The following is a 20,134-nucleotide window of genomic DNA, read 5'->3' on the forward strand; positions in this document are numbered from 1 at the left end:
GCGATGTGCAAATTCTGCGGCAACCGGACACATGCGCCGGCGGAAATCGGTACCGGCATCGGCGCCGGCAAGTCCGGCATCGTCCCGGCCGGCATGCCTGCCGGGATCGGTGATGCCGACCGTCTGACGCTCATCCGCGGCGGTGCGGTTCTTTCCATGGACGACGCGGTCGGCAATTTCGTCAGGGGCGACGTCCTGATCCGCGGGTCGCGGATCGTTGAGGTCGCCGCTTCGATCTCCGCGCCGGAGGCTGCCGTCATCGACGCTGCGGGCATGATCGTCATGCCCGGCTTCATCGACACCCATCATCACCAATTCGAGACCGCACTGCGCGGCCTGCTCGCCGACGCGATCCTCATCAACGACGGGCGGCCGGAAAGCGCCATCAACTATTACGAATGGATCTTGCAGAAGTTCTCGGTTCTTTACCGGCCGCAGGACGTCTATATTTCGGAGCTGTTCGGTGGGCTTTCGCAGATCGACGCTGGCGTCACGACCGTCATGGACGTCAGCCAGATCCACCATTCACCGGACCATTCCGATGCGGCGGTCGCGGCACTCCGGGATGCGGGACGGCGCGCAGTCTTCGGTTATTTCGAAGGATGGGGCGAGGCCTCAAAGTATCCGGGGGACGCGCGGCGCATCAAGGCCGAGTACTTCTCCAGCGACGATCAACTGCTGACCATGGTGATGGGCGGCGAAATCTACCTGCCCTTCCATGAAGAGGCCTGGGCACTGGGGCGGGAGCTCGACATTCCGATCGCATTGCATGTGGTCGGCACGTTCGGCATGCAGCCGATCTTCGACCAGCTGGCCGAGGCGGGAAAATTCGGGCCGGACAACATCTTCATCCACATGACGGGCATGAGCGACATGGCCTGGAAACGGGCGGCGGATGCCGGTGCGCACGTCTCGCTCTCCGTGCCGATCGAGATGCAGATGCGGCACGGCAATCCGCCGCTGCAACAGGCGCTCGATCTTGGTCTTCAACCCTCCCTGTCGACGGACGTGGAATGCACCATGACTGCCGACATGTTCACCCAGATGCGTTCGGCAATCACGCTTCAGCGCATGCTCGCCAACGACAAGGCGCTGCGCGGCGAGGAATACCCGAAACTGCTGTCGGCGATGGATGTCATCCGCTTCGCGACCATCGAGGGCGCGCGCGGCCTGAAGCTCGACCACAAGACGGGCACCCTGACGCCCGGCAAGGAAGCCGACATCATCCTGCTCGATGCCAATGCCATCAACGTCGCCCCGCTGAACCATGTGCCGGGCGCGGTCGTCACGCTGATGGAGCGCTCGAACGTCTCGACCGTCCTTTGCGCCGGAAGGGTCCGCAAGTGGCAAGGCTCGCTGCTCGGTCACGACATCGCCAGGCTGAGGGCGGAACTGGAGGCCAGCCGCGACTATCTGCTCGACAAGGCGGGCATCACGCCCGACATGTTTTGAGAAGCGACGGACGATGGGGCTTTGATACCTGCAGCCGCCTCGACGCGATGCCTGAACCGGCACGGCTGGATTGAGATGGGATCAGTTGGGGCCATGCCGGCCCGGTCGTCGACGGTATCCGGTGGCCTTCACAGACATGCCGACATACCTCCATCCACGTACAATATGTGGCCGTTGACATAGCTGGAAGCGTCCGAGGCGAGAAAGATGCATGCGCCGGTCAATTCCTCCAGCCTGCCCCAGCGGCCCGCCGGCGTGCGCCGCTCGATCCACCTGGAAAACTCGGCATCGGCGACAAGTGCCGCATTGAGTGGAGTATTGAAATAGCCGGGCGCGATGGCATTGACCGCGAGCCCATGGCGGGCCCAATCGGTCGCCATGCCTTTGGTGAGATTGCCGAGTGCGCCCTTGCTTGCGGTGTAGGGCGCAATTCCCGGCCGTGCGAGCGCGGTCTGTATCGAAGCGATGTTGATGATCTTGCCGCGCCCGCGCGCGATCATGTGGCGCGCGACCGTCTGCCCCACATTGAAGGCACTTGAGACATTGGTTCGCATCAGCAGTTCGAACATGTCGGGATCGAACTCCTCCAGCGGGGCGCGATGCTGCATGCCGGCATTGTTGACCAGAATATCGATCGGCCCGGTGGATTGCTCGAACCCATCGATGGCGGCGCGCACAGCCCTGACGTCGATGGCGTCGAACAACAGCGTCCGCACCGTTGCGCCGGCACCGCTCATGCTCTCGGCCGCAGCGGCAAGCCTTCTGCGATCCCGGCCGTTGAGCACAATTTCGGCACCCGCCGCGGCCAGGCTCTTCGCCAGGCTCAACCCGATGCCCTGGCTCGATCCGGTGATCAGGGCCCGCTTGCCGGACAGATCGAACAGTTCAATACCCTTTGACAAAACCCGCTCCCCAAGTTGGTGCTGACTATCCGTAACCATCGTGAAACGCCTCCATTGCTTCGAAATCGGGCAAGGCGCCGCCCGCGCAGCCGACGGCGCCAAGCGAACCGGTGGCGATCAAGGATAGACGCAAAGCTCGCTGCGGCGGCCGAATGCGTCGCAGGCGCGCACCGCATAACGCACGCCCTCCGGCGGCGACATATGGAGGAACGCCGTCGAGATCAGTGGCGCGGGGCTGACCTTCTCAAAGGTTTCCCCATCCGTGCTGATCAGGACGTCGTAGAAGATCGCAGGGCTGGTATCCCCGGCCCCCCAGAACAGCATGCGCTCTTCCCGACCGCCGAGACCGAGGTAACGCTCGACGACAAGCCCGACCGGTGCGGCCGGACGCCTGCCGGCGTCGGGAACGACGAGCACCTGTGTCAGCGACGGTAACGGCACGTCGAGATCGACGCTGATCCGCCCCTCGTCACAGGCGAAGACGCTGATCGGATGCAGCAGGGCTGGTTCCTGGGCGCGACGCATTTCCTCGAACTGCGCTTGCGTCGGTGCAGACGGCGCGCCGACCGGCTCGAAGAGGCCACGCGGATTGCTTTCGTCGCGCTGGGCCTCCCAGACTTCCATCGGATTGGTGAATTCGTCGTCGATGCGCAGCAGGCAGAGCGCGTGACGGCCGGAAACCAGTCCGCCCACTTCAAGGCGGACGGCAGTCCGGCCCGAGCGGTTGATGGCATCGACGCTATGGATAAGGCTTACGGAAACACCGCCGCCCGGCAGTCGCGTCGGCAGGATCGCGAGCCCGTCCTGATCGGGAGAAAGCGGCGGTTCGGCCGTCACCTTGCAGACGGAGTCGCCGAGCGTTGCCAGCAATTCCATCGAGGTCAGACCGGGCTTCTTGATGATGTCGAAGGGCGGGGCACTGTCGATGTCGGTAACGAGCTTGTCGAGATCGGTCTTGTGCTCCCATTGCGCCTTGGTGAAATTGCGGGAGCCGAAATAGGCAAAGATCGTGCGCTGGCTCCAGCCGCCGATAAAGGCGTGGTCATTGCTGAGGAAGGAGAAGTTCGCCGCTTTGGGGGCGATGATGCGCCGGTCGTGCTGTTCGATGATGCGGGCGATGATGCCGGCATAGTAAGCCTTGCCGTGCCAGCTGTGATGATCGCTCCAGCCGAGCTGCGGATCGCATTCATCGTTGACGATCGGCAGGCCCGCAAGGCGCGGATGGTGCTCCCTGAGATAGTCGACCACGAGCAACGTGCGATCGACGATGCCGTTGGTTTTCGGGGTGAGGTCGTCCTTGCTGCCGTTGACGCCCTTTTCATGGATCGAGATATAGTCAAGGCGCGGCGGGCCATCACCGCTCAAGCAGCTCGTGCCGCTGTCGCAATGGGCCATCAGGGCGCGAAAAATCGGCGAAAGCGTGCGGGCGGTCCCGGGGCCGCCCATCGGAAGGGACGGGTCGACAGCATCGAGCCCTGCGACGCAGGCGTCGTAATAATTGGTGTAGCCCTTGATCCCGTAGGTCCACCAGCCGGAATCGGCCTCGTTGGTCGTTTCGAAATACCATGTGCGCAATTCGTCCATGCCGTAGCGCGCGCCATAGCGGTCTGCCGTCGCGGTTACCAGATCGCGCCAGCGCCTGACCTGGTCCATGTCCTCATAGTCCGTGAACAGGCCCGACGGATTGCCCATCAGCTCGAAGAACGGCTTCAGGCGGTGCTCGATCATCACGTCGAGCGCGCGGTCGAGCAGCGACCAGTCATAGACGTCCGCATTGCCGGCCGTACGCAGCAGATTGTAAAGATAATGCACGCGCAGATAGCGGATGCCCTCGTTGGGCAGGCCGCCGATATAGGCAAGCATCTGGCGCATCTCGGGTTCGAGCAGCAGTTCGGCGGGCGAAAAGCCGGTGCCGCGCCAGAAACGGTCGAAAGGGCGCACCGTTTCGCTGGCATCGATGATCAATCGTGTACGTTCACGCATGGTCGTTCTCCTTGAGCGGAAGGCTGACGGCGCGCCATGGAGCCGGCGCGGAAGGTTGAAGGCGATTATTTGAACTTGTCGCGCATCGCATCGATGCCGGGTATGGTCTTCGTCAGATGCTGATGGGCAGGATCGAAGCGCTGGATCAGCCCCCGGCGATGCTTGCCGACGAGGATGGTGAAGATGTAGCCGCGATGGCCCGGCGAGGTGACCGTCGGATGGTATCCCCGATCGAGCAGAAAGGTGTCGCCGTTGCGGGTCATCAAGATCTTGACCGGACCGTTCTCGTCATAGGTGATCTGGCTGCCGAAGCCGGTCTCGGGCTGGAAACGGTAGTGGTAGAGTTCTTCGTGAAGCGTCTCGGCATCGCCGTCCTCCGTATCGTGCTTGTGGGGAGGGTAGCCCGACCAGCAGCCCTCGCCGGCATAGAGCTCGCTGACCAGAAGATTGCCGCAGCGTCCGTTCTGCCGCTGGCCGAGAAGGTGGACGATCCGCCGCTGACTGTGGGTGTCGGGCGAACCGACCTCGACCGCATCGACCTCATCAGGCCTCACCCGAAACGGGGCATAGCGCGTGTCGCAAAGGCCGCCGGCGATCGCAACTTCCGCCGGGCCGCCGCGGGCCGATAGCCGGACGTTCGCATCGACGGGTGCGTAAACCGAATCCGCATCGCCTCCCCAGATATCCGTTCGCCGGCCCACGGCTTCGAACCTGGTGTCATCGACCTCGATATCCACCTGACCTGAGAGCACGACATAGAGGCTTTCGTGCAAGGGCAGCCGCCGGCTGTCCTCGCCATCGGCAGCAAGCGTCACGAGGTCGAAGTAGATAAGATCGAGCGTCCCGGAGGAGGCGTCCACGATGGGGCGCTGCTCGGAGCGTGGAATAAATTCGGGCATCAATTGAACTCCGGAACGGTGCGGTCGGCAAAGGGATTAAGCGACAAGGATTCGGCGTGATGGCAGGCCGCCGCGTGCCCATCGGCCGTAATGGTGCGCAAGACCGGCAGCTCCTGCCTGCAAAGCTCGGTGGCGTAGCGGCAGCGCGGATGAAATGGGCAGCCGGGAGGCGGATGCGCAGGATCGGCGACCTCGCCCGCGAGCCGGATGCGCGTGCCGTGGCGCCGCAGCCGGGGATCGGCGATCGGAACGGCCGAGAGCAACGCTTCGGTATAGGGATGGAGCGGGCGCGAGAAGATCAGCTCGGTCGGCGCCTTTTCGACGACCCTTCCGACATACATGACGGCGATATTGTCCGAGATATGCCGGACGACCGAGAGATCGTGGGCGACGAAGAGATAGGTGAGGCCGAATTGCTCCTGCAGGTCCTGCAGCAGGTTGATGGTTTGCGCCTGCACACTGACATCCAGCGCCGAAACGGCTTCGTCGGCGATGACAAGGCGCGGATTGGAGGCCAGCGCCCGCGCAATACCGATACGTTGCCGCTCCCCGCCCGAAAAAGCATGCGGGTACCGGCGCATATATTCGGGCCGCAGGCCAACGCTCAGCATGAGATCGGCAACCCGATGCTCAAGCTCCCGGCCCTTGACGATACCGTTGACGCTCAGCACTTCGCCGATGATGTCGATGACGGGAAGGCGCGGATTGAGTGAGGATTGAGGATCCTGAAAGACCATGCGCAGGTCGCGGTGGATTTCGTCGAGCGCCGGACCGGACAGCGCCGCGAGATCGACGGTGCCGCCGCTGCGGTCGCGATAGCGGATTTCGCCGCTGGTCGGCTTGTAGATGCGCAGCACCGTCCGGGCAAGCGTGGACTTGCCGCAGCCGGATTCCCCGACGATGCCGAGCGTCTCGCCATCTTCGACGCGGAGCGAGACGCCGTCCACGGCTTTGACGTGCCCCACGACGTGACGGAACGCGCCCTTGCGGATGGGGAAATGCATCCGCAGATCATTGAGCTCCAGCAGCGGGCTGCGCGGGGTCTGGGAAACGGCCATTATTGTCCTCCCTCGTAAAGCAGACAGCTGACGACATGCCCGTCGCCGACACCGACGGATTGGGGATCCCTTTGATCGCAAAGGCCTGCCCTGGCCTGCTTGCACCTGGGATGAAAGCTGCAGCCCTGAGGCCGGGCGAAACGCGAGGGCACCATGCCCTCGATGATCGCCAACCGTTCCGTGGGTTGCCCATGCATGCGCGGCACGGATTGCAGCAGCGCCTTGGTGTATGGATGGGCCGGCGCATGGAAGATCGTATCGACATCGCCTGCCTCCACCACCCGGCCGACATACATGACGACGACCTCGTCGGCGATCTCGGCCACGACACCGAGATCGTGGGTCACGAAGAGCACCGAGAGCCCGAATTCGGCCTGCAGCGAGCCGAGGAGATCCAGGATATTGGCCTGGGTGGTGACATCGAGCGCCGTGGTCGGCTCGTCGGCGATCAGGAGCTTCGGCCGGCAAGCGAGCGCCAGCGCGATGCAGACGCGCTGGCGCATGCCGCCGGAAAACTGGAAGGCATAACTGTCCATCCGCTCTGCCGGCCGGGGAATGCCGACCAGAGCAAGCGTTTCGATCGCATGTTCGCGCGCTTCCTTCTTTCCCATCTTCAGATGCAGGCGGATCACTTCCATCATCTGGTTGCCGATCGTATGGACGGGCGAAAGCGCCGCCATCGGCTCCTGGCTGATCAGGCCGATCTGGGCGCCGCGGATCGCCCGCATGTCGCGTCCGCGCGGATCAAGCGAGGCGAGATCGATGGCGGGCGCCGCCGGATCGGGCCGATAGCGGATGGCGCCGGAGACGATGCGTCCGCCGCGCGGGACCTGGTTGAGGATCGAGCGGCCGGTAATGCTCTTGCCGGAGCCGGATTCGCCGACGACGCAGACCGTCTTGCCCCGCGGGATGGAAAACGAAACGCCGTCGACCGCCCTGATGGAACCCGCTCCACCGAAGAAATGGGTCCTGAGATCGTCGACTTCGATCAGCAGGTCGCGGTCCGGGAGCCTTCCGCCGGCCATGGCGAAATCGGGATCAGTATTCATAGGGATCTGCAGCATCGCGGAGTCCATCACCGAGAAAGTTGAGGGCGAGCACCGTGACGATGACCGCCAGGCCTGGAAGAAACAGCCAGGGCGCGCTCGATACGGCGAGAATGTTCTGCGCCTCCTGGAGCAGAACGCCCCAGCTCACCACGGGGGGACGCAGGCCGATGCCGAGGAAGGAGAGCGCGGTTTCGGCGAGGATCATCGTCGGGATGGCAAGCGTGACCGAGGCGATGATATGGCTCATGAAGGAGGGAACCATGTGCCGCCAGATGATGCGCATCCGCGAGCAGCCATCGAGGCCCGCGGCGATCACGAAGTCCTCAGTCTTCAGCGACAGGAAGCGGCCGCGCACCACCCGCGCCAGATCGGTCCAGCCGATCAGCGACAAGATGACCGTGATCCAGAGATAGACGAGAACCGGATCGGCGCTGATCGGCACGGCCGCCGCAAGGCCCATCCACAACGGGATCGTCGGGATCGAGTTGATGAGTTCGATGGAACGCTGGATCACATCGTCGACCCATCCACCGTAGAGGCCGGAGATGCCGCCCAGGATGATGCCGAGAGCGAGACTGATCGCCACTCCGATGAGGCCCACAGACATGGAAACGCGGGTACCGTGTACCGTCCGGCTGAAGACGTCCCGGCCCAGGCGGTCGGCCCCGAACAGATAGAACGGCTTGCCCGGTTCGGTCGGGCCAATGAGATGCCGGTCCAGATCGAACAGCCCCCAGAGCCGATAGGGTTCGCCTTTGACGAAGAAGCCGACGGGAATGAGCACGGCCGGATCGGCGGCATAATTGCGGTTGAGCGCAATCGGATCGATCTTCATCGAATAGCCGTTCACATAGAGCGGATAAAACTGCCCCGCGGCGTCATAACCGGCGATCTTCAGCTGTTGTGGCGGCGCGTAGGTGTAGCGCGGATCGTAGGTCTGCGATGAGACCGGGGCGAGAACCTCGGCAAACAGGGCGACCAGATAAATCAGGAGGATGACGACGCCTGCCGCCAGCGCCAGCCGATGGCGACAGAAGCGGCGCCAGATCAGTTTCCACTGCCCGGCGACGGCATCGGAATTGCGAACGGCTTCCGGCGCCAGCGCGATGACTTGGTCGGTCATGGTTATCGTCCCTCAGCCGTTGCGAATACGTGGATCGAGCCAGGCGAGCAGCAGGTCGGAAATCAGCGTGCCGATGAGGGTCAACATGCTCATCAGCAGGATGAAGGTGCCGGCCAGATACATGTCCTGGGCAAAAAGGGCGTTGAGCAGAAGCGGGCCCGTAATCGGCAGGCTGAGGACGATGGAAACCACCACCGAACCCGAAACCAGGTGCGGCAGCACCCAGCCGACGGTCGACACGAACGGGTTGAGCGCCACCCGCACCGGATATTTCAGCAGCAGCCGGGTTTCGCTCAGACCCCGAGCGCGGGCCATGTCGACATAGGGCTTGTTGAGCTCGTCAAGGAGATTGGCCCGCATGATGCGGATCAAGGCCGCCGTGGCGCCCGTGCCGAGCACGATGACGGGGATCCACATATGCGAGATCAGATCGCCGAGCTTGGCCCAGCTCCAGGCCGCGTTGATATAAAGGGGCGAGAACAGGCCGCCGACGCTCTGGCCGAAATACTGGGCCGAGACGAACATCAGCACAAGCGCCAGCAGGAAGTTCGGAATGGCAAGGCCAAGGAACCCGAAGAAGGTGGCGAAATAATCGCCCACCGAATATTGCCGCACCGCCGAATAGATCCCGATCGGAAAGGCCACCGCCCAGACGAAAAGCAGCGTGGTGACCGAAACCACCATCGTCAGGCTCATGCGCGCCCAGATCAGCTCGCTGACGGGTTTGTTCCAATCGAAGGATTGGCCGAAATCGCCGCGCAGCAGGATGCCGCTGATCCATTTCCAGTATTGGACGGCCCAGGGCTGGTCGAGCCCGTAGCGTTCGCGCAGGCCGGCGATGACGCCAGGGTCGATGGTCTCGCTCTGCGAAGCCAGGCGCGCGGTCATCGCGGTCAGGAAATCGCCGGGCGGCAGCTGGATGATGATGAAGGTCACGACCGAGATCGCGAACATCATCGGGATCATGTAAAGCAGACGTCTGATGATGAAGCCGACCATGTTCAAGCTCCTTCAACCGGCAAAGCCGATCGGACTGGGTGATGGGGCGGGGCTGGGGGTGGAATGGCGCCAGCCGACGCCATTCCCTCGATCGGGCGCGATCGACTATTTGTAGTAGAAGGTTTCCGGCTTCGCCGGTCCCGGCGTCATGTAGAACGACGTGCTGGGGATGACCTTGGGGACATTGTGCATATTGGTCTTGACGATGCCGACCCGGTCCGGCTCCAGGTTGGTGCCGATGACGTAGAATTCGTCACGCGTGATCGCCAGCAGTTCCTTCATCGCTTCGAGCTGTTTTGCGAGGGTCGGCGCTTTCTGCACCTGCTGGTAGAGATCCATCTGCTTTTTGGCGGCGGCGCTCGGTTCCTGGGCGTTCGGATCCTTGGGGTTCTGGTAATAGAGCCCCCAGGCGGTGGCGAAGCTCGATTCATATTCGTGCGGGAAATACCATTTGGGATCGAGCAGGCCGAGGAAGTCGTAGCCGCCGCCGCCAACCCATGCCAGGCCGTCATTGTCGTTGTTCTGCAGGCGGGAGAAGATCAGCGACCGCTCCGCCGGGCGCGGCTGCATGTCGATGCCGACCGCCTTCCAATAACGCTGGATCAGCTCGAGGGCGTCGACCTGGATCGGGCTTCCGGTCAGCGCGTCGATCGCGAAGGTGATGCGCTTGCCGTCCTGGCCGAGGCGGAAACCTTCGGCGTCGCGCTTGGTCAGGCCCGCCTTGTCGAGATGCTGATTGGCGAGCTTGACATTATATTCGAGATATTGCGTCGCCATCTTCTCGTCGTAGAGCGCGGTGCCTTCGCGCGGGGCCGCCTGATAGGGCTTGGCCTGCCCGGCATAGATCAGCTGGTTCAGCTCTTCGCGATTGATGGCGTAACTCAGACCGATGCGGAAATCCTTGTTCGAGAAGACGGCGCGCAGCGCCGGGTTCTTGTGGGTCTGGTTCAGAGTGATCAGCAAAGCGTTCGACCAGGCCGGTCGCGCGATGAACAGCCCGTAGCCGCCCTTCTGCTGGTTCTGCACGATCACGGCGCGGGCGTCCGTCGTCTCGATGAAGCGGTTCTGCATGTCGATTTCGCCGCTGATCGCCTTCAGGATGATCGCCTGGGTATCCTGCATCACATCGATGGTCACGCGGTCGAAATACGGCAGCTGATTTCCGGATGTATCCACCTTGGCGTAGTAAGGATTGCGCTCGGCGGCGACCTGGGTCGTGCCATTGTATGGCGCGGTCAGAACCCATGCGTCGAGCGTCGGGCGGCCAAGGTCGCGCCAGCGGCCGGGAAAACCGATCTTGTTGTTGAAGAGCTGGGCCCAGTCGGTTGCGCCAGCTGCCTTCACCAGCGCATCGATGCCATCAGGGTTGAAATCCTTGTGGAACTGCTTGAGGTAGTGCGCCGGTGCGGCCGCCAGGATGTCGGAGCCGCGCACCGTCGCCATGTTCATCAGGAACAGACCATTCGGCGCGGCAAACTTGAAGACGACCTTGTAGTCGTCGATCTTATCGACCACGACGGGCTTGCCGCCGGCGGTCAGCCAGTCCGGCGCTGCGGGCGTGATCTTGGTGTTACGCAGCACGTTCTCATTCCACCAGACCAGATCGTCGGCGTTAAAGGGCGCGCCGTCCGACCAGCGCGTGCCTTCCCGCAGGGTAAACGTATATTCGGTGGCATTGTCGTTGACCTCGACGCTCTTGGCGATGTCGGGGATCACTTCGGTCCATTCCGGGTTCCAGCGGACCAGCCTTGTATAGCCGATCGACCGTTCGATCTCGCTGTCGCCGCCTCCGAAAGTCGCCGTTCGCCAGGTGCCGCCATAGGTGCCGACCGATTCAAGCGGCTTGAGAACCAGCGGCTCCCTGGGCAGTCGCTTTTCCACCGGCGGCAACTTGCCGGCAGCGGCCAGCGCCTTGAGTTCGGGGGCCTCCTGAAAGCCTAGCGCAGCACCGGCCCAGCCAGCGCCGATAAGGATCGTCGCGGCTACGGTCGAGACGACCTGCCGCCGTAGAGTTCTGACCTGATGCATGTTCCCCTCCCAAGGATCTCGCTCTAGGTTATCGTTAACGTATTCTCCTCATCTTTTTACGTTATCGTTACCGTTTATTTTTGTCAAAAAGATTCTATTGCCGTGCCGATATCCCAAATAGCCTTGGATTTTCCGAGGATTATGATAGTTATCGTTACCGTAAGTGAAGCGACCGCGCCTGAAAGATATCCCGTTGAACCGACCTAAAGACCCAGAATCGAAAATCACCATCGCGGACGTCGCCCGCGCCGCCGGCGTGTCGCCGATGACCGTGTCGCGCGTACTCAACGACCAGGGCGGCGCCAGTGCGGAAACCACGCAACGCATTCTTCTGGCGGCGAACGAGCTGAACTACCGACCCAATCCTTTTGCGCGCGGACTGCGATCGGACCGATCAAGGACCATCGGTCTCCTCGTTCCCGACATCACCAACCCATTCTTCCCGGAAGTCATCCGCGGAGCGGAAGATGCCGCAAGCGTTGCCGGCTACAACCTGCTCTTGTCGAATGTCGTCGAAAACAGCAAACGGGAGGAGGAACTGATCGAGGCGCTGCTGCGGCATCGGGTCGACGGGATCATCGTCTGCAGCTCGCGACTTCCCGACGCAACGCTGCACAAGGTACTGGCGCCCCACCGCGCCGCCGTGCTCATCAACCGCGAAGCCCCGAACGAAATCGCGGGAACCATCGTGACGGATTACGAGATCGGCGCATCGCGAGCCATCGACCATCTCGTCGAACGCGGACGCCGCAGAATCGCGATCATCGCCGGGCCGCGCAGTTCGTTCGGCGGCAAGAGCCGCCTGGTTGGTTTCCGCAAGACATTCGCCGCCCACGGTCTCGAGGCACAGGCGATCGTTTATTGCGATCCGACCGCCGCCGGCGGACAGGCGGCGGCGGCGCAATTGCTGGCGGAAGCCCCCGGCATCGACGCCATGGTCTGCTACAACGACCTCAACGCGATCGGCGCCATGAAGGCCTGCCGCGCGGCCGGCATTTCCATTCCCGAACAAATCGCGCTGGTCGGCTTCGACGACATCCCGACCGCCGAACTGCTCTCGCCGGCGCTCACTACGCTGCGCGTGCAGAAGCGGGAAATGGGGGAGGAAGCCGTACGGCTACTGCTGAGCCGCATCGCCACCAAAAAACGTCAGCATGGCATCGTGATCGTCCCCGAACTCATCATCCGCGAGACGACCTGAACATCAAGATCAAGAGGAGGATATCCATGGACGCCGGCAACTTGCAGTCACTGGCCTTGCCCGAGGAGAAGAAGAAGTGGTTCGTTCACGAGCGTTTCGGCATGTTCGTGCATTGGGGGCTTTACGCGCTGCCTGCCCGCCATGAATGGGTCAAGAGCCGCGAAGAGCTGAACGACGCCGACTACCAGAAATATTTCGATCACTTCGATCCCGATCTCTACGACCCGCGCGAGTGGGCAAGACGCGCCAAGGCCGCGGGCATGAAATACGTGGTGCTGACGACCAAGCACCATGAGGGCTTCTGCCTCTGGGATACCAAGGCCACCGACTTCAAGGTGACCAACACGCCCTACGGAAAGGACCTGCTGCGCCCGTTCGTCGAGGCCTTCCGTGCGGAGGGCCTGAGGATCGGCTTCTATTATTCGCTGATCGACTGGCATCATCCCGACTTCACCGTCGATCCGCGCCACCCACAGCGCAACCATCCCGATGCAGCGAAGATCAATGAAGGCCGGGACATGCGGCGGTACGCGGCCTTCATGCGCGAGCAGGTGCGCGAACTGCTGACCGAATTCGGACAGATCGACATCATGTGGTTCGACTTCAGCTATCCGCAGTGGAAACTTGGAGAACTGGTCGGCAAGGGCAATCAGGATTGGGAAAGCGAGAAACTCGTGCGCCTTGTGCGCGAACTCGCTCCGGACATCATCATCAACAACCGGCTCGATCTCGCAGGCCTGCAGGCTGACATCGTGACCCCGGAACAATATGTGCCCCGCGCCTGGCCGAAACGCGACGGCAGACGCGTCGTCTGGGAAGCCTGCCATACGCTCAGCGGTTCCTGGGGCTACCACCGCGACGAGGACACCTGGAAAAGCACGGAGCAACTGGTGCAGATATTGGTCGGCAGCGTCGCCATGGGCGGTAATCTGCTGATGAATGTCGGGCCGACGGCTCGCGGCACGCTCGACCACCGCGCGATCGCCGCCCTTGGCGCCTACGAGGAATGGATGACGCTGCACGAGCGCAGCATCGTCGGCTGCACCCAGTCCGGCTTCACCGCTCCACCCGATTGCCGCCTGACGCAGAACGGCGATCGCCTCTATATCCACCTCTTCAACTGGCCCTACCGCCACCTGCATTTCGATGCCCTGGCGGGGAAAATCGAATATGCACAGTTCCTGCACGACGCCAGCGAAGTGACTTGGCTGCGCCCCTCCGCCAACACGTTGTGGACAAACACGCAGTTCCCGGTGGCCGAGGACGAACTGACATTCGTGCTGCCGGTGCGTCGCCCCAAGGTCGTGGTGCCGGTCATCGAGGTCAAGCTCAAGGCGGGAAGTACCCCTCCCCTTCAGGATTGAAGAGAGCGTCACGTGTGAAATTTCCGGGGCCGCGCTCGGCCCCGGAACTCAGCGACCTTCGTCGCAGGTCATTAGGCTGCCGGGAGCCGTCAACAATTCCCGGTGGTATTGCTTATCGCAAGCAACTGTGCTGCACTATTCGCCTGTCGTGGGGGCGCGGGCATGGGCGATTGGATCAAGGAACGCAATTTTTCTTCCCTTTCAATTCGGGATCTTCTCGATGCGCGTGAGGCTTATCACGTCCATCTCGCAAACCTGGACAATGTATTTGCAACGGCAATCGGCCGTTATCTGATCCGCGACAAGGACCCGGACTCCAGAAGTGCGGATGAAGCGGCGCCGCGCGGCGCCAGCGGAGCACGCACACTTTACAACTCCCATGTCCAGAAATGGTCCTGGCCGTGCGTTCTGGTCTTTGTCGACGTCTGGGAGGATCGCGCTGCCCTTTCGGCGAAGCCCGAGGCCATGGTCCCGCAATATCTCTATCTGCCGGACGGGCGCGTCATTCCGACTTGCGTGGTCTATGCCAAATCTGCGCCGCGGTCCGAGGGTTCGCAGCTCGATACCGTATTTCCGACCGGGTTGCTGGGCGGCGGGTTCCCTGCCCTGCAAGTCGTTCAGGGGCGCCGGCGCATGAGCACGATGGGCTGTCTCGTGACGGACGGCGATCAGGTTTTCGTGCTGACAAACCGTCACGTGACGGGCGAGGCGGGGCGCGAGGTCTACGCCGTGGTCGCCGACACGCGCCAGAGAATTGGCGTCAGTTCGGGCCGGGACATCGGCAAAGTGCCGTTTCCCGACGCCTATCCGGGATGGTCCGGCAGCCGGCAGATGCTGAATTTGGACGCCGGCCTGATAAGGATCGACGACGTCACGCGCTGGACCGCCCAGGTCTATGGCATCGGGGAGATCGGCCCCGTCATCGATCTGCATGTCGATACGTTCGACCTGGACCTGATCGACACCCAGGTCAGGGCCTATGGCGCGGCCGGCGGGCTCTTGAAGGGCCGGATACAGGCTTTTTTCTTCCGCTATCGATCCGTGGGCGGCATCGACTACGTGAGCGATTTCCTGATCGGTGCGCGCCGCGGCGAAACGAGCATCGGCACACAGCCGGGTGATTCCGGGTCTCTTTGGTTCCTTGAAGCCGTTGAGGGTTCGGCCCCTGCCCCTGCCGGCGATGGGCGCGCACCTCGGCTTCGGCCGTTCGCGATGCAATGGGGCGGCCAGGCTCTGACCGCGCCCGGCGCCGAGCTCAGCGGAACGTTTGCCTTGGCGACCTGCCTTTCGACGATATCGCGAGAACTCGACATCGAGGTGATCGCGGATTGGAATATAGGACACCCGGAGACATGGGGCGCCGTCGGCCATTTCAAGGTTGGCGCGCTGGCCTGCGAATTGCTGGAAGACGATTGGCTCGGCCGGCTGTTCATGCTCAATCAGCGCAACATCGGATATGATGACGCGTCGTTGCAACATGGCCTGGGGCCTCATCCGAGGACGAAATTCGTGCCTTTGGCAGACGTGGCCGATTTCGTCTGGCGCAGCATTCGCCGCGCAGACGACAACAACCACTTTGCAGACATCGACGAAGTGGCCGACAGCGGAGAATTCTCGGGCAAGTCACTGCTGGACCTGACACAGGACAGGCCGGAGAACGTGAACCCGGATATCTGGAATTCGTTCTATCAATCCATTGGGGCCAGCAAGCGGGGAGCCCTGCCCTTCAGGGCCTGGCAGATATTCGATGCCATGATCGACTTCGCAGCCGCCGGCCAGATCACGGAGTTCGTTTGCGCCGCAGGTCTGCTCGCGCATTATATCGGTGACGCCTGCCAGCCGCTGCACGTCTCCAAGCTGCACCACGGCTCGTCGGAGGCGGAAGAGGACGTGCACTCGACCTATGAAACCGCGATGCTCAACCAGTTTGCCGACGAGCTGATTGCAGGGCTTGCCGAGACGCGAGCCACCTGGGCCGGGCCGGAGATCAGATGCGAGACGGGGCATGATGCAGCGGTGGCGGCCGTGGAATTGATGCGCCGCACGGTCACCCGCTTGCCGCCGGAGCGGGTGATCAAGGTCTACAACGACAGCGCCGGCCGCAGCAGGACGAAAAAAATGTGGGAGGCCCTGGGTGAGGATACCGTCAATTGCATTTTCGACGGTTCCTTGACGCTCGCCCGGATCTGGGAAGGGGCCTGGAAAGCCGGACGAAAGCGGAAACGCAATCCGCCCCTGCCTTCGCAGCCCGAATCCCAGGAAGCGCTAATGGCGCTCTACCTCGACAACAAGTTCCTGCTGTCGTCAAAGCTGCAGGCGCTGACCGTGAGCGAGGGGCGGCTGGTCGTCACGACCTCTTGAGGGTTCCGGTCGCAACCTGCCAACTGCGTTACATCGCGAGCTCGGGAACGGAACGCAACAGTGACGTGATCTCGGTCGCGCGCCATAAGAACCGCACCCATGGATTTCCGTCTTCGGCAAACCCTCAAGTATTGAAGTAGTGCCGGCGCGACAGACGCGTCTGCACATACAGCCGTTCGCCATAGGTGCCCGGCGCGTAGACGTTGGCGCTTTCTTCCACCGGCACCGAAAGATTGCCTTCGCTCGGAAAGCGGGCGACGAATTCCTCGTCGATGTCGCAGCCGAGGCCCGGTGCTTCCGGCACGGCCAGCGATCCGCCTTCCTGGACCGGATGCGGGACGATCACGCTGGAGCGGCCGTCCCAGTCGTCGTCGATCCGTTCGAGGACGAGCGCGTTGGGGATCGCGGCGAGCAGATGCAATGCCGCGTATTCCGCGACCGGACCGAGCGAGCCGGAATGCGGTGCCATCTGGATGTGATGCGCTTCCGCCATCGCGGCGATCTTCTTCATCTGGGTAATGCCGCCCGCGCGCCCGGTATCCGGCTGGATGACGTCGACCAGTTCCTCTTCGATCAACTGGCGCTCGCCGAAGATCGTGGCGGCACGCTCGCCGGCTGCCAGCGGAACATGGGCCGCGTCGCGAATACGGCGATAACCTTCGACATTGTCCGGGGCAATCGGATCCTCGACCCAGAGCAGTTCATAGGGCTCGAGCCGGCGCACCACGCGGCAGGCGTCGGCAGGGGTCATCCACGGCGGTCCATGCAGGTCGATAGCTATGTCCATGTCGTCCCCCACGGCCTCGCACAGCATGTCCACCTTCCGTACAGGATCGGACACGCCACTGCATTTCAACGCCTTGATACCGCGGGCCTTGAGGGAAAGCGCCTGCTCGACCGTGTTGGCATGCGAATAGATCGGGATACGGTCGCGCAGCTTGCCGCCGAGCAGGTTCCAGACCGGTACGCCGAGCACCTTGCCCTTGATGTCCCACAGCGCCATGTCGATGCCGGTCATGGCGCCGCCGCCGACCGTGCCCAGCATGCCATGACCCATCATGGCGATCGCCATTTTCTGCCACAGCTTTTCGATATGGGTCGGATCCTCTCCGACCAGAAGGGGCGCGAGATCCTTGATCGCGGTCTCGACGACACGCGGCCAGCCGGAGCATTCACCGATGCCGGTGATGCCTTCGTCCGTGTCGATCTTCAGGAACAGCCAGTTGCGCGTGCCCTCGCGCTTTTGGGGCGGCGCCCATTTGGAGGGGCGCGGCGGACCCGCATGCATGAGGAAGGTCCGTATTCCCGTAATCTTCATCGTGCGGTACTTCCGTTCTTGACATTGCCGGCTTCGGTATAGGGGCTGGGTTCGGTATAGCGGAAGCGCCTGGAGCGATCGCGGTCGCGGGGATCCGGGCGGGGAATGGCCGAGATGAGCGCCTGGGTATAGGGGTGGTCCGGCGCATTGCAGACCTTGTCCGCCTCACCCATTTCGACGAGCTTGCCGCGATACATGACACCCACCCGGTCACACATGTAGCGAATGACGCCGATGTCATGGCTGATGAAGATATAGGCGAGGCCGAGCTCGTCCTGCAGCCGCATCAGAAGATCGAGCACCTGGAATCGCACCGAAACGTCGAGCGCCGAAGTCGCCTCGTCGGCCACGATGATGCGCGGGTTGAGCGTAATCGCCCGGGCGATGCCGATGCGCTGGCGCTGGCCGCCCGAAAACGCGTGCGGGTAACGCTCGCGCCCGGCGGGATCGAGGCCGACCTGATCCATCAGGTGGCAGACCCGCTCGTCGAGCTCCCTGCCGCGGGCGATGCCGTTGACCAGCAGCGGTTCGCCGATCACCTGCGCGACGGTCATGCGCGGGTTGAGCGAGCCGAACGGGTCCTGGAAGACCATGCGCAGTTCGCGCCGCGCGGCCTTCAGCTCCGCACCCTCGAGTTTTGCCAGATCGACGACCTTGCCGTCGGCGCGGCGATAGATCATCTCGCCGCCCGTCGGATCGTAGAGCCGCATGATCGAGCGGCCCATCGTCGTCTTGCCTGAGCCGCTCTCTCCCACGATACCGAGCGTTTCGCCGGGAAGCAGCGCGATCGAGACGTCGTTCAGCGCCTTCATGTCGCCGAAATGCATCGAGAGATTGCGGATGTCGAGGATGGGTTCGGCGGAAGTGTCGAGCGGCGGCCGGGCCAGCCGGATCTCCGCCTTCTGCTCGAGCTTCAGCACCGAACCGATCAGCATGCGCGTATAGGGATCCTGCGGCGCATGGAAGATCTGCTCCACCGGTCCGTATTCCTTGGCAACGCCGTGATGCATCACCAGCACGTCGTCGGCGATCTGGGCAACGACGCCCATGTCGTGAGTGATGAACAGCACGGCCATGCCGGTCGATTGCTGCAGCCGCTTGATCAGGTCGAGGATCTCGGCCTGGGTCGTGACGTCGAGCGCCGTCGTCGGCTCGTCGGCGATCAGCAGCTGCGGTTTGCAGGCAAGCGCCATGGCGATCATGGCGCGCTGGCGCATGCCGCCGGAATACTGGAAGGCGTAGCGATCCAGCGCCTGTTCGGGGTTGGGTATCTCCACCTGCCGCAGCAGCGAGACCGCCTCCGTCCTTGCCTGCGCCTTGCTCATATTCAGATGCAGGCGGAGCACTTCGGTAATCTGGTCGCCGACCGTGTGTACCGGCGACAGCGACGACATCGGCTCCTGGAAAATCATCGCGATGTCGCGGCCGCGCACCGAGCGGATCGCACGGCTGCGCGGGTCGAGCTTGGCAAGGTCGAGCGAAGTGCCGTCCGGGCGATGCAGTAAAATCGATCCCGAGGCGATCTGACCAGGCGAGTCGATGATTTGCAGGATGGAGCGAGCGGTGACGGATTTCCCCGAGCCGCTCTCACCGACCACGCACAGTGTCTTGCCGGGCTCGATCGAGAAGGAGAGATCGTTCACGGCCCTGAAGACGCCGGTGCGGAGCGGAAACTCCGTCACCAGGTTCCTGACTTCGAGCAGCGGCTTGCCCGGCGCGATCGAAGAACGGGGGGCGATGGACAGGATGTCGGTCATCGACGCCTCACTTGTTGTAGGGATCGGCCGCGTCGCGCAGGCCGTCGCCGAAAAGGTTGAGCGCCATGACGGCAACGACGACCGCCAGCCCCGGCATGAAGAGCCAGGGAGCGGTTGCGATGGAGCGGATGTTCTGCGCTTCACGCAGCAGCACGCCCCAGGAGATGGTCGGCGGTTGAAGACCGAGACCGAGGAACGAGAGCGAGGTTTCCGCCAGAATCATCGCCGGCACGGCCAATGTCATTGACGCGATGATATGGCTGGAGAAGCTCGGCAGCATATGACGGAAGATGATGCGCCCTTCCGGCACCCCGTCGAGGCGGGCCGCGGCCACGAACTCCTCCGTGCGCAGCGACAGGAAGCGGCCGCGGACAACGCGGGCAAGCTGCGCCCAGCCGGTAAACGACAGGATGATGGTGATCATCATATATTGCAGCGTCGCCGGCCAGCCCTGCGGCAGAGCGGCGGCCAGCGCCAGCCAGATCGGAATGGTCGGCAGCGACAGCACGAAGTCGATGACGCGCTGCATGACGAAATCGATCTTTCCTCCGTAATAGCCGGAGATGCCGCCGAGAACGATGCCGAGCAGCAACGACATGAAGACGCCGACCAGACCGATCGAGAGCGATATCTGGGCGCC

General features: G+C 62.9%; 15 protein-coding genes. 4 read left to right on the forward strand and 11 right to left on the reverse strand.

Going from position 1 to position 20,134, the window contains the following annotated elements; all coding sequences use genetic code 11:
- Positions 1-3 precede the first annotated feature (3 nt).
- Positions 4-1,452, forward strand: coding sequence for an amidohydrolase family protein (locus tag J2X76_RS26675; protein WP_310220574.1), 1,449 nt, complete (start codon positions 4-6; stop codon positions 1,450-1,452).
- 128 nt (positions 1,453-1,580) lie between these two features.
- On the opposite strand, the gene J2X76_RS26680 is transcribed toward J2X76_RS26675, so the two are convergent.
- From J2X76_RS26680 to J2X76_RS26715, 8 genes are all read right to left on the reverse strand, one after another.
- A complete protein-coding gene (locus J2X76_RS26680; RefSeq protein ID WP_310220598.1) occupies positions 1,581-2,393 on the reverse strand; it encodes an SDR family oxidoreductase in 813 nt (270 codons plus the stop codon).
- Positions 2,394-2,471: 78 nt separating this feature from the next.
- On the reverse strand, positions 2,472-4,337 hold the full coding sequence (locus tag J2X76_RS26685) for a GH39 family glycosyl hydrolase (RefSeq protein ID WP_310220575.1): 1,866 nt from the start codon (positions 4,335-4,337) through the stop codon (positions 2,472-2,474).
- 65 nt (positions 4,338-4,402) lie between these two features.
- Positions 4,403-5,236, reverse strand: coding sequence for a 5-deoxy-glucuronate isomerase (locus J2X76_RS26690; protein WP_310220576.1), 834 nt, complete (start codon positions 5,234-5,236; stop codon positions 4,403-4,405).
- Entirely contained in the window at positions 5,236-6,294 is a 1,059-nt protein-coding gene (locus J2X76_RS26695; protein WP_310220577.1) for an oligopeptide/dipeptide ABC transporter ATP-binding protein, read from the reverse strand. The genes J2X76_RS26690 and J2X76_RS26695 overlap by 1 nt, the downstream gene beginning before the upstream one ends.
- Positions 6,294-7,343: an ABC transporter ATP-binding protein gene (locus J2X76_RS26700; protein WP_310220578.1), complete on the reverse strand. Its 1,050-nt coding sequence runs from the start codon at positions 7,341-7,343 to the stop codon at positions 6,294-6,296. Before J2X76_RS26700 ends, J2X76_RS26695 begins: the two co-directional genes overlap by 1 nt.
- Positions 7,333-8,466, reverse strand: a complete 1,134-nt coding sequence (locus J2X76_RS26705; RefSeq protein ID WP_310220579.1) for an ABC transporter permease — start codon at positions 8,464-8,466, stop codon at positions 7,333-7,335. Before J2X76_RS26705 ends, J2X76_RS26700 begins: the two co-directional genes overlap by 11 nt.
- A 12-nt stretch (positions 8,467-8,478) precedes the next feature.
- Positions 8,479-9,465, reverse strand: coding sequence for an ABC transporter permease (locus J2X76_RS26710; protein WP_310220580.1), 987 nt, complete (start codon positions 9,463-9,465; stop codon positions 8,479-8,481).
- A gap of 105 nt (positions 9,466-9,570) precedes the next feature.
- Entirely contained in the window at positions 9,571-11,493 is a 1,923-nt protein-coding gene (locus tag J2X76_RS26715) for an ABC transporter substrate-binding protein (protein WP_310220581.1), read from the reverse strand.
- 193 nt (positions 11,494-11,686) lie between these two features.
- Here J2X76_RS26715 and J2X76_RS26720 point away from each other — a divergent pair, with 193 nt between their 5' ends.
- The 3 genes from J2X76_RS26720 (at position 11,687) to J2X76_RS26730 (ending at position 16,419) form a co-directional block, all read left to right on the forward strand.
- Positions 11,687-12,694, forward strand: a complete 1,008-nt coding sequence (locus J2X76_RS26720; protein ID WP_310220582.1) for a LacI family DNA-binding transcriptional regulator — start codon at positions 11,687-11,689, stop codon at positions 12,692-12,694.
- A gap of 26 nt (positions 12,695-12,720) precedes the next feature.
- Entirely contained in the window at positions 12,721-14,058 is a 1,338-nt protein-coding gene (locus J2X76_RS26725) for an alpha-L-fucosidase (protein WP_310220583.1), read from the forward strand.
- A gap of 162 nt (positions 14,059-14,220) precedes the next feature.
- Positions 14,221-16,419: a hypothetical protein gene (locus J2X76_RS26730; protein ID WP_310220584.1), complete on the forward strand. Its 2,199-nt coding sequence runs from the start codon at positions 14,221-14,223 to the stop codon at positions 16,417-16,419.
- Between the two features lie 124 nt (positions 16,420-16,543).
- Here J2X76_RS26730 and J2X76_RS26735 read toward each other — a convergent pair whose 3' ends face one another.
- From J2X76_RS26735 to J2X76_RS26745, 3 genes are all read right to left on the reverse strand, one after another.
- The gene (locus tag J2X76_RS26735; protein ID WP_310220585.1) at positions 16,544-17,737 is read right to left on the reverse strand and encodes a mandelate racemase/muconate lactonizing enzyme family protein; all 1,194 of its coding nucleotides are present in this window, start codon (positions 17,735-17,737) and stop codon (positions 16,544-16,546) included.
- Positions 17,734-19,494 carry an ABC transporter ATP-binding protein gene (locus J2X76_RS26740; protein ID WP_310220586.1) on the reverse strand — a complete coding sequence of 587 codons (1,761 nt, stop codon included), beginning with the start codon at positions 19,492-19,494 and terminating at the stop codon, positions 17,734-17,736. The genes J2X76_RS26735 and J2X76_RS26740 overlap by 4 nt, the downstream gene beginning before the upstream one ends.
- A gap of 7 nt (positions 19,495-19,501) precedes the next feature.
- A partial coding sequence (locus J2X76_RS26745) for an ABC transporter permease (protein WP_310220587.1) occupies positions 19,502-20,134 on the reverse strand: 633 nt, incomplete at its 5' end.

This window comes from Neorhizobium sp. 2083, assembly GCF_031455615.1.
In the GTDB taxonomy this organism is placed as follows: Bacteria; Pseudomonadota; Alphaproteobacteria; order Rhizobiales; family Rhizobiaceae; genus Neorhizobium.

What these genes read in the sequence shown, in the direction of transcription:
- J2X76_RS26690 (WP_310220576.1), bottom strand. Translation starts at nt 5,236, where the DNA reads ATGCCCGAATTTATTCCACGCTCCGAGCAGCGCCCCATCGTGGACGCC.
- J2X76_RS26725 (WP_310220583.1), top strand. Translation starts at nt 12,721, where the DNA reads ATGGACGCCGGCAACTTGCAGTCACTGGCCTTGCCCGAGGAGAAGAAG.
- J2X76_RS26675 (WP_310220574.1), top strand. Translation starts at nt 4, where the DNA reads ATGTGCAAATTCTGCGGCAACCGGACACATGCGCCGGCGGAAATCGGT.
- J2X76_RS26710 (WP_310220580.1), bottom strand. Translation starts at nt 9,465, where the DNA reads ATGGTCGGCTTCATCATCAGACGTCTGCTTTACATGATCCCGATGATG.
- J2X76_RS26730 (WP_310220584.1), top strand. Translation starts at nt 14,221, where the DNA reads ATGGGCGATTGGATCAAGGAACGCAATTTTTCTTCCCTTTCAATTCGG.
- J2X76_RS26735 (WP_310220585.1), bottom strand. Translation starts at nt 17,737, where the DNA reads ATGAAGATTACGGGAATACGGACCTTCCTCATGCATGCGGGTCCGCCG.
- J2X76_RS26685 (WP_310220575.1), bottom strand. Translation starts at nt 4,337, where the DNA reads ATGCGTGAACGTACACGATTGATCATCGATGCCAGCGAAACGGTGCGC.
- J2X76_RS26705 (WP_310220579.1), bottom strand. Translation starts at nt 8,466, where the DNA reads ATGACCGACCAAGTCATCGCGCTGGCGCCGGAAGCCGTTCGCAATTCC.
- J2X76_RS26715 (WP_310220581.1), bottom strand. Translation starts at nt 11,493, where the DNA reads ATGCATCAGGTCAGAACTCTACGGCGGCAGGTCGTCTCGACCGTAGCC.
- J2X76_RS26700 (WP_310220578.1), bottom strand. Translation starts at nt 7,343, where the DNA reads ATGAATACTGATCCCGATTTCGCCATGGCCGGCGGAAGGCTCCCGGAC.
- J2X76_RS26680 (WP_310220598.1), bottom strand. Translation starts at nt 2,393, where the DNA reads ATGGTTACGGATAGTCAGCACCAACTTGGGGAGCGGGTTTTGTCAAAG.
- J2X76_RS26740 (WP_310220586.1), bottom strand. Translation starts at nt 19,494, where the DNA reads ATGACCGACATCCTGTCCATCGCCCCCCGTTCTTCGATCGCGCCGGGC.
- J2X76_RS26695 (WP_310220577.1), bottom strand. Translation starts at nt 6,294, where the DNA reads ATGGCCGTTTCCCAGACCCCGCGCAGCCCGCTGCTGGAGCTCAATGAT.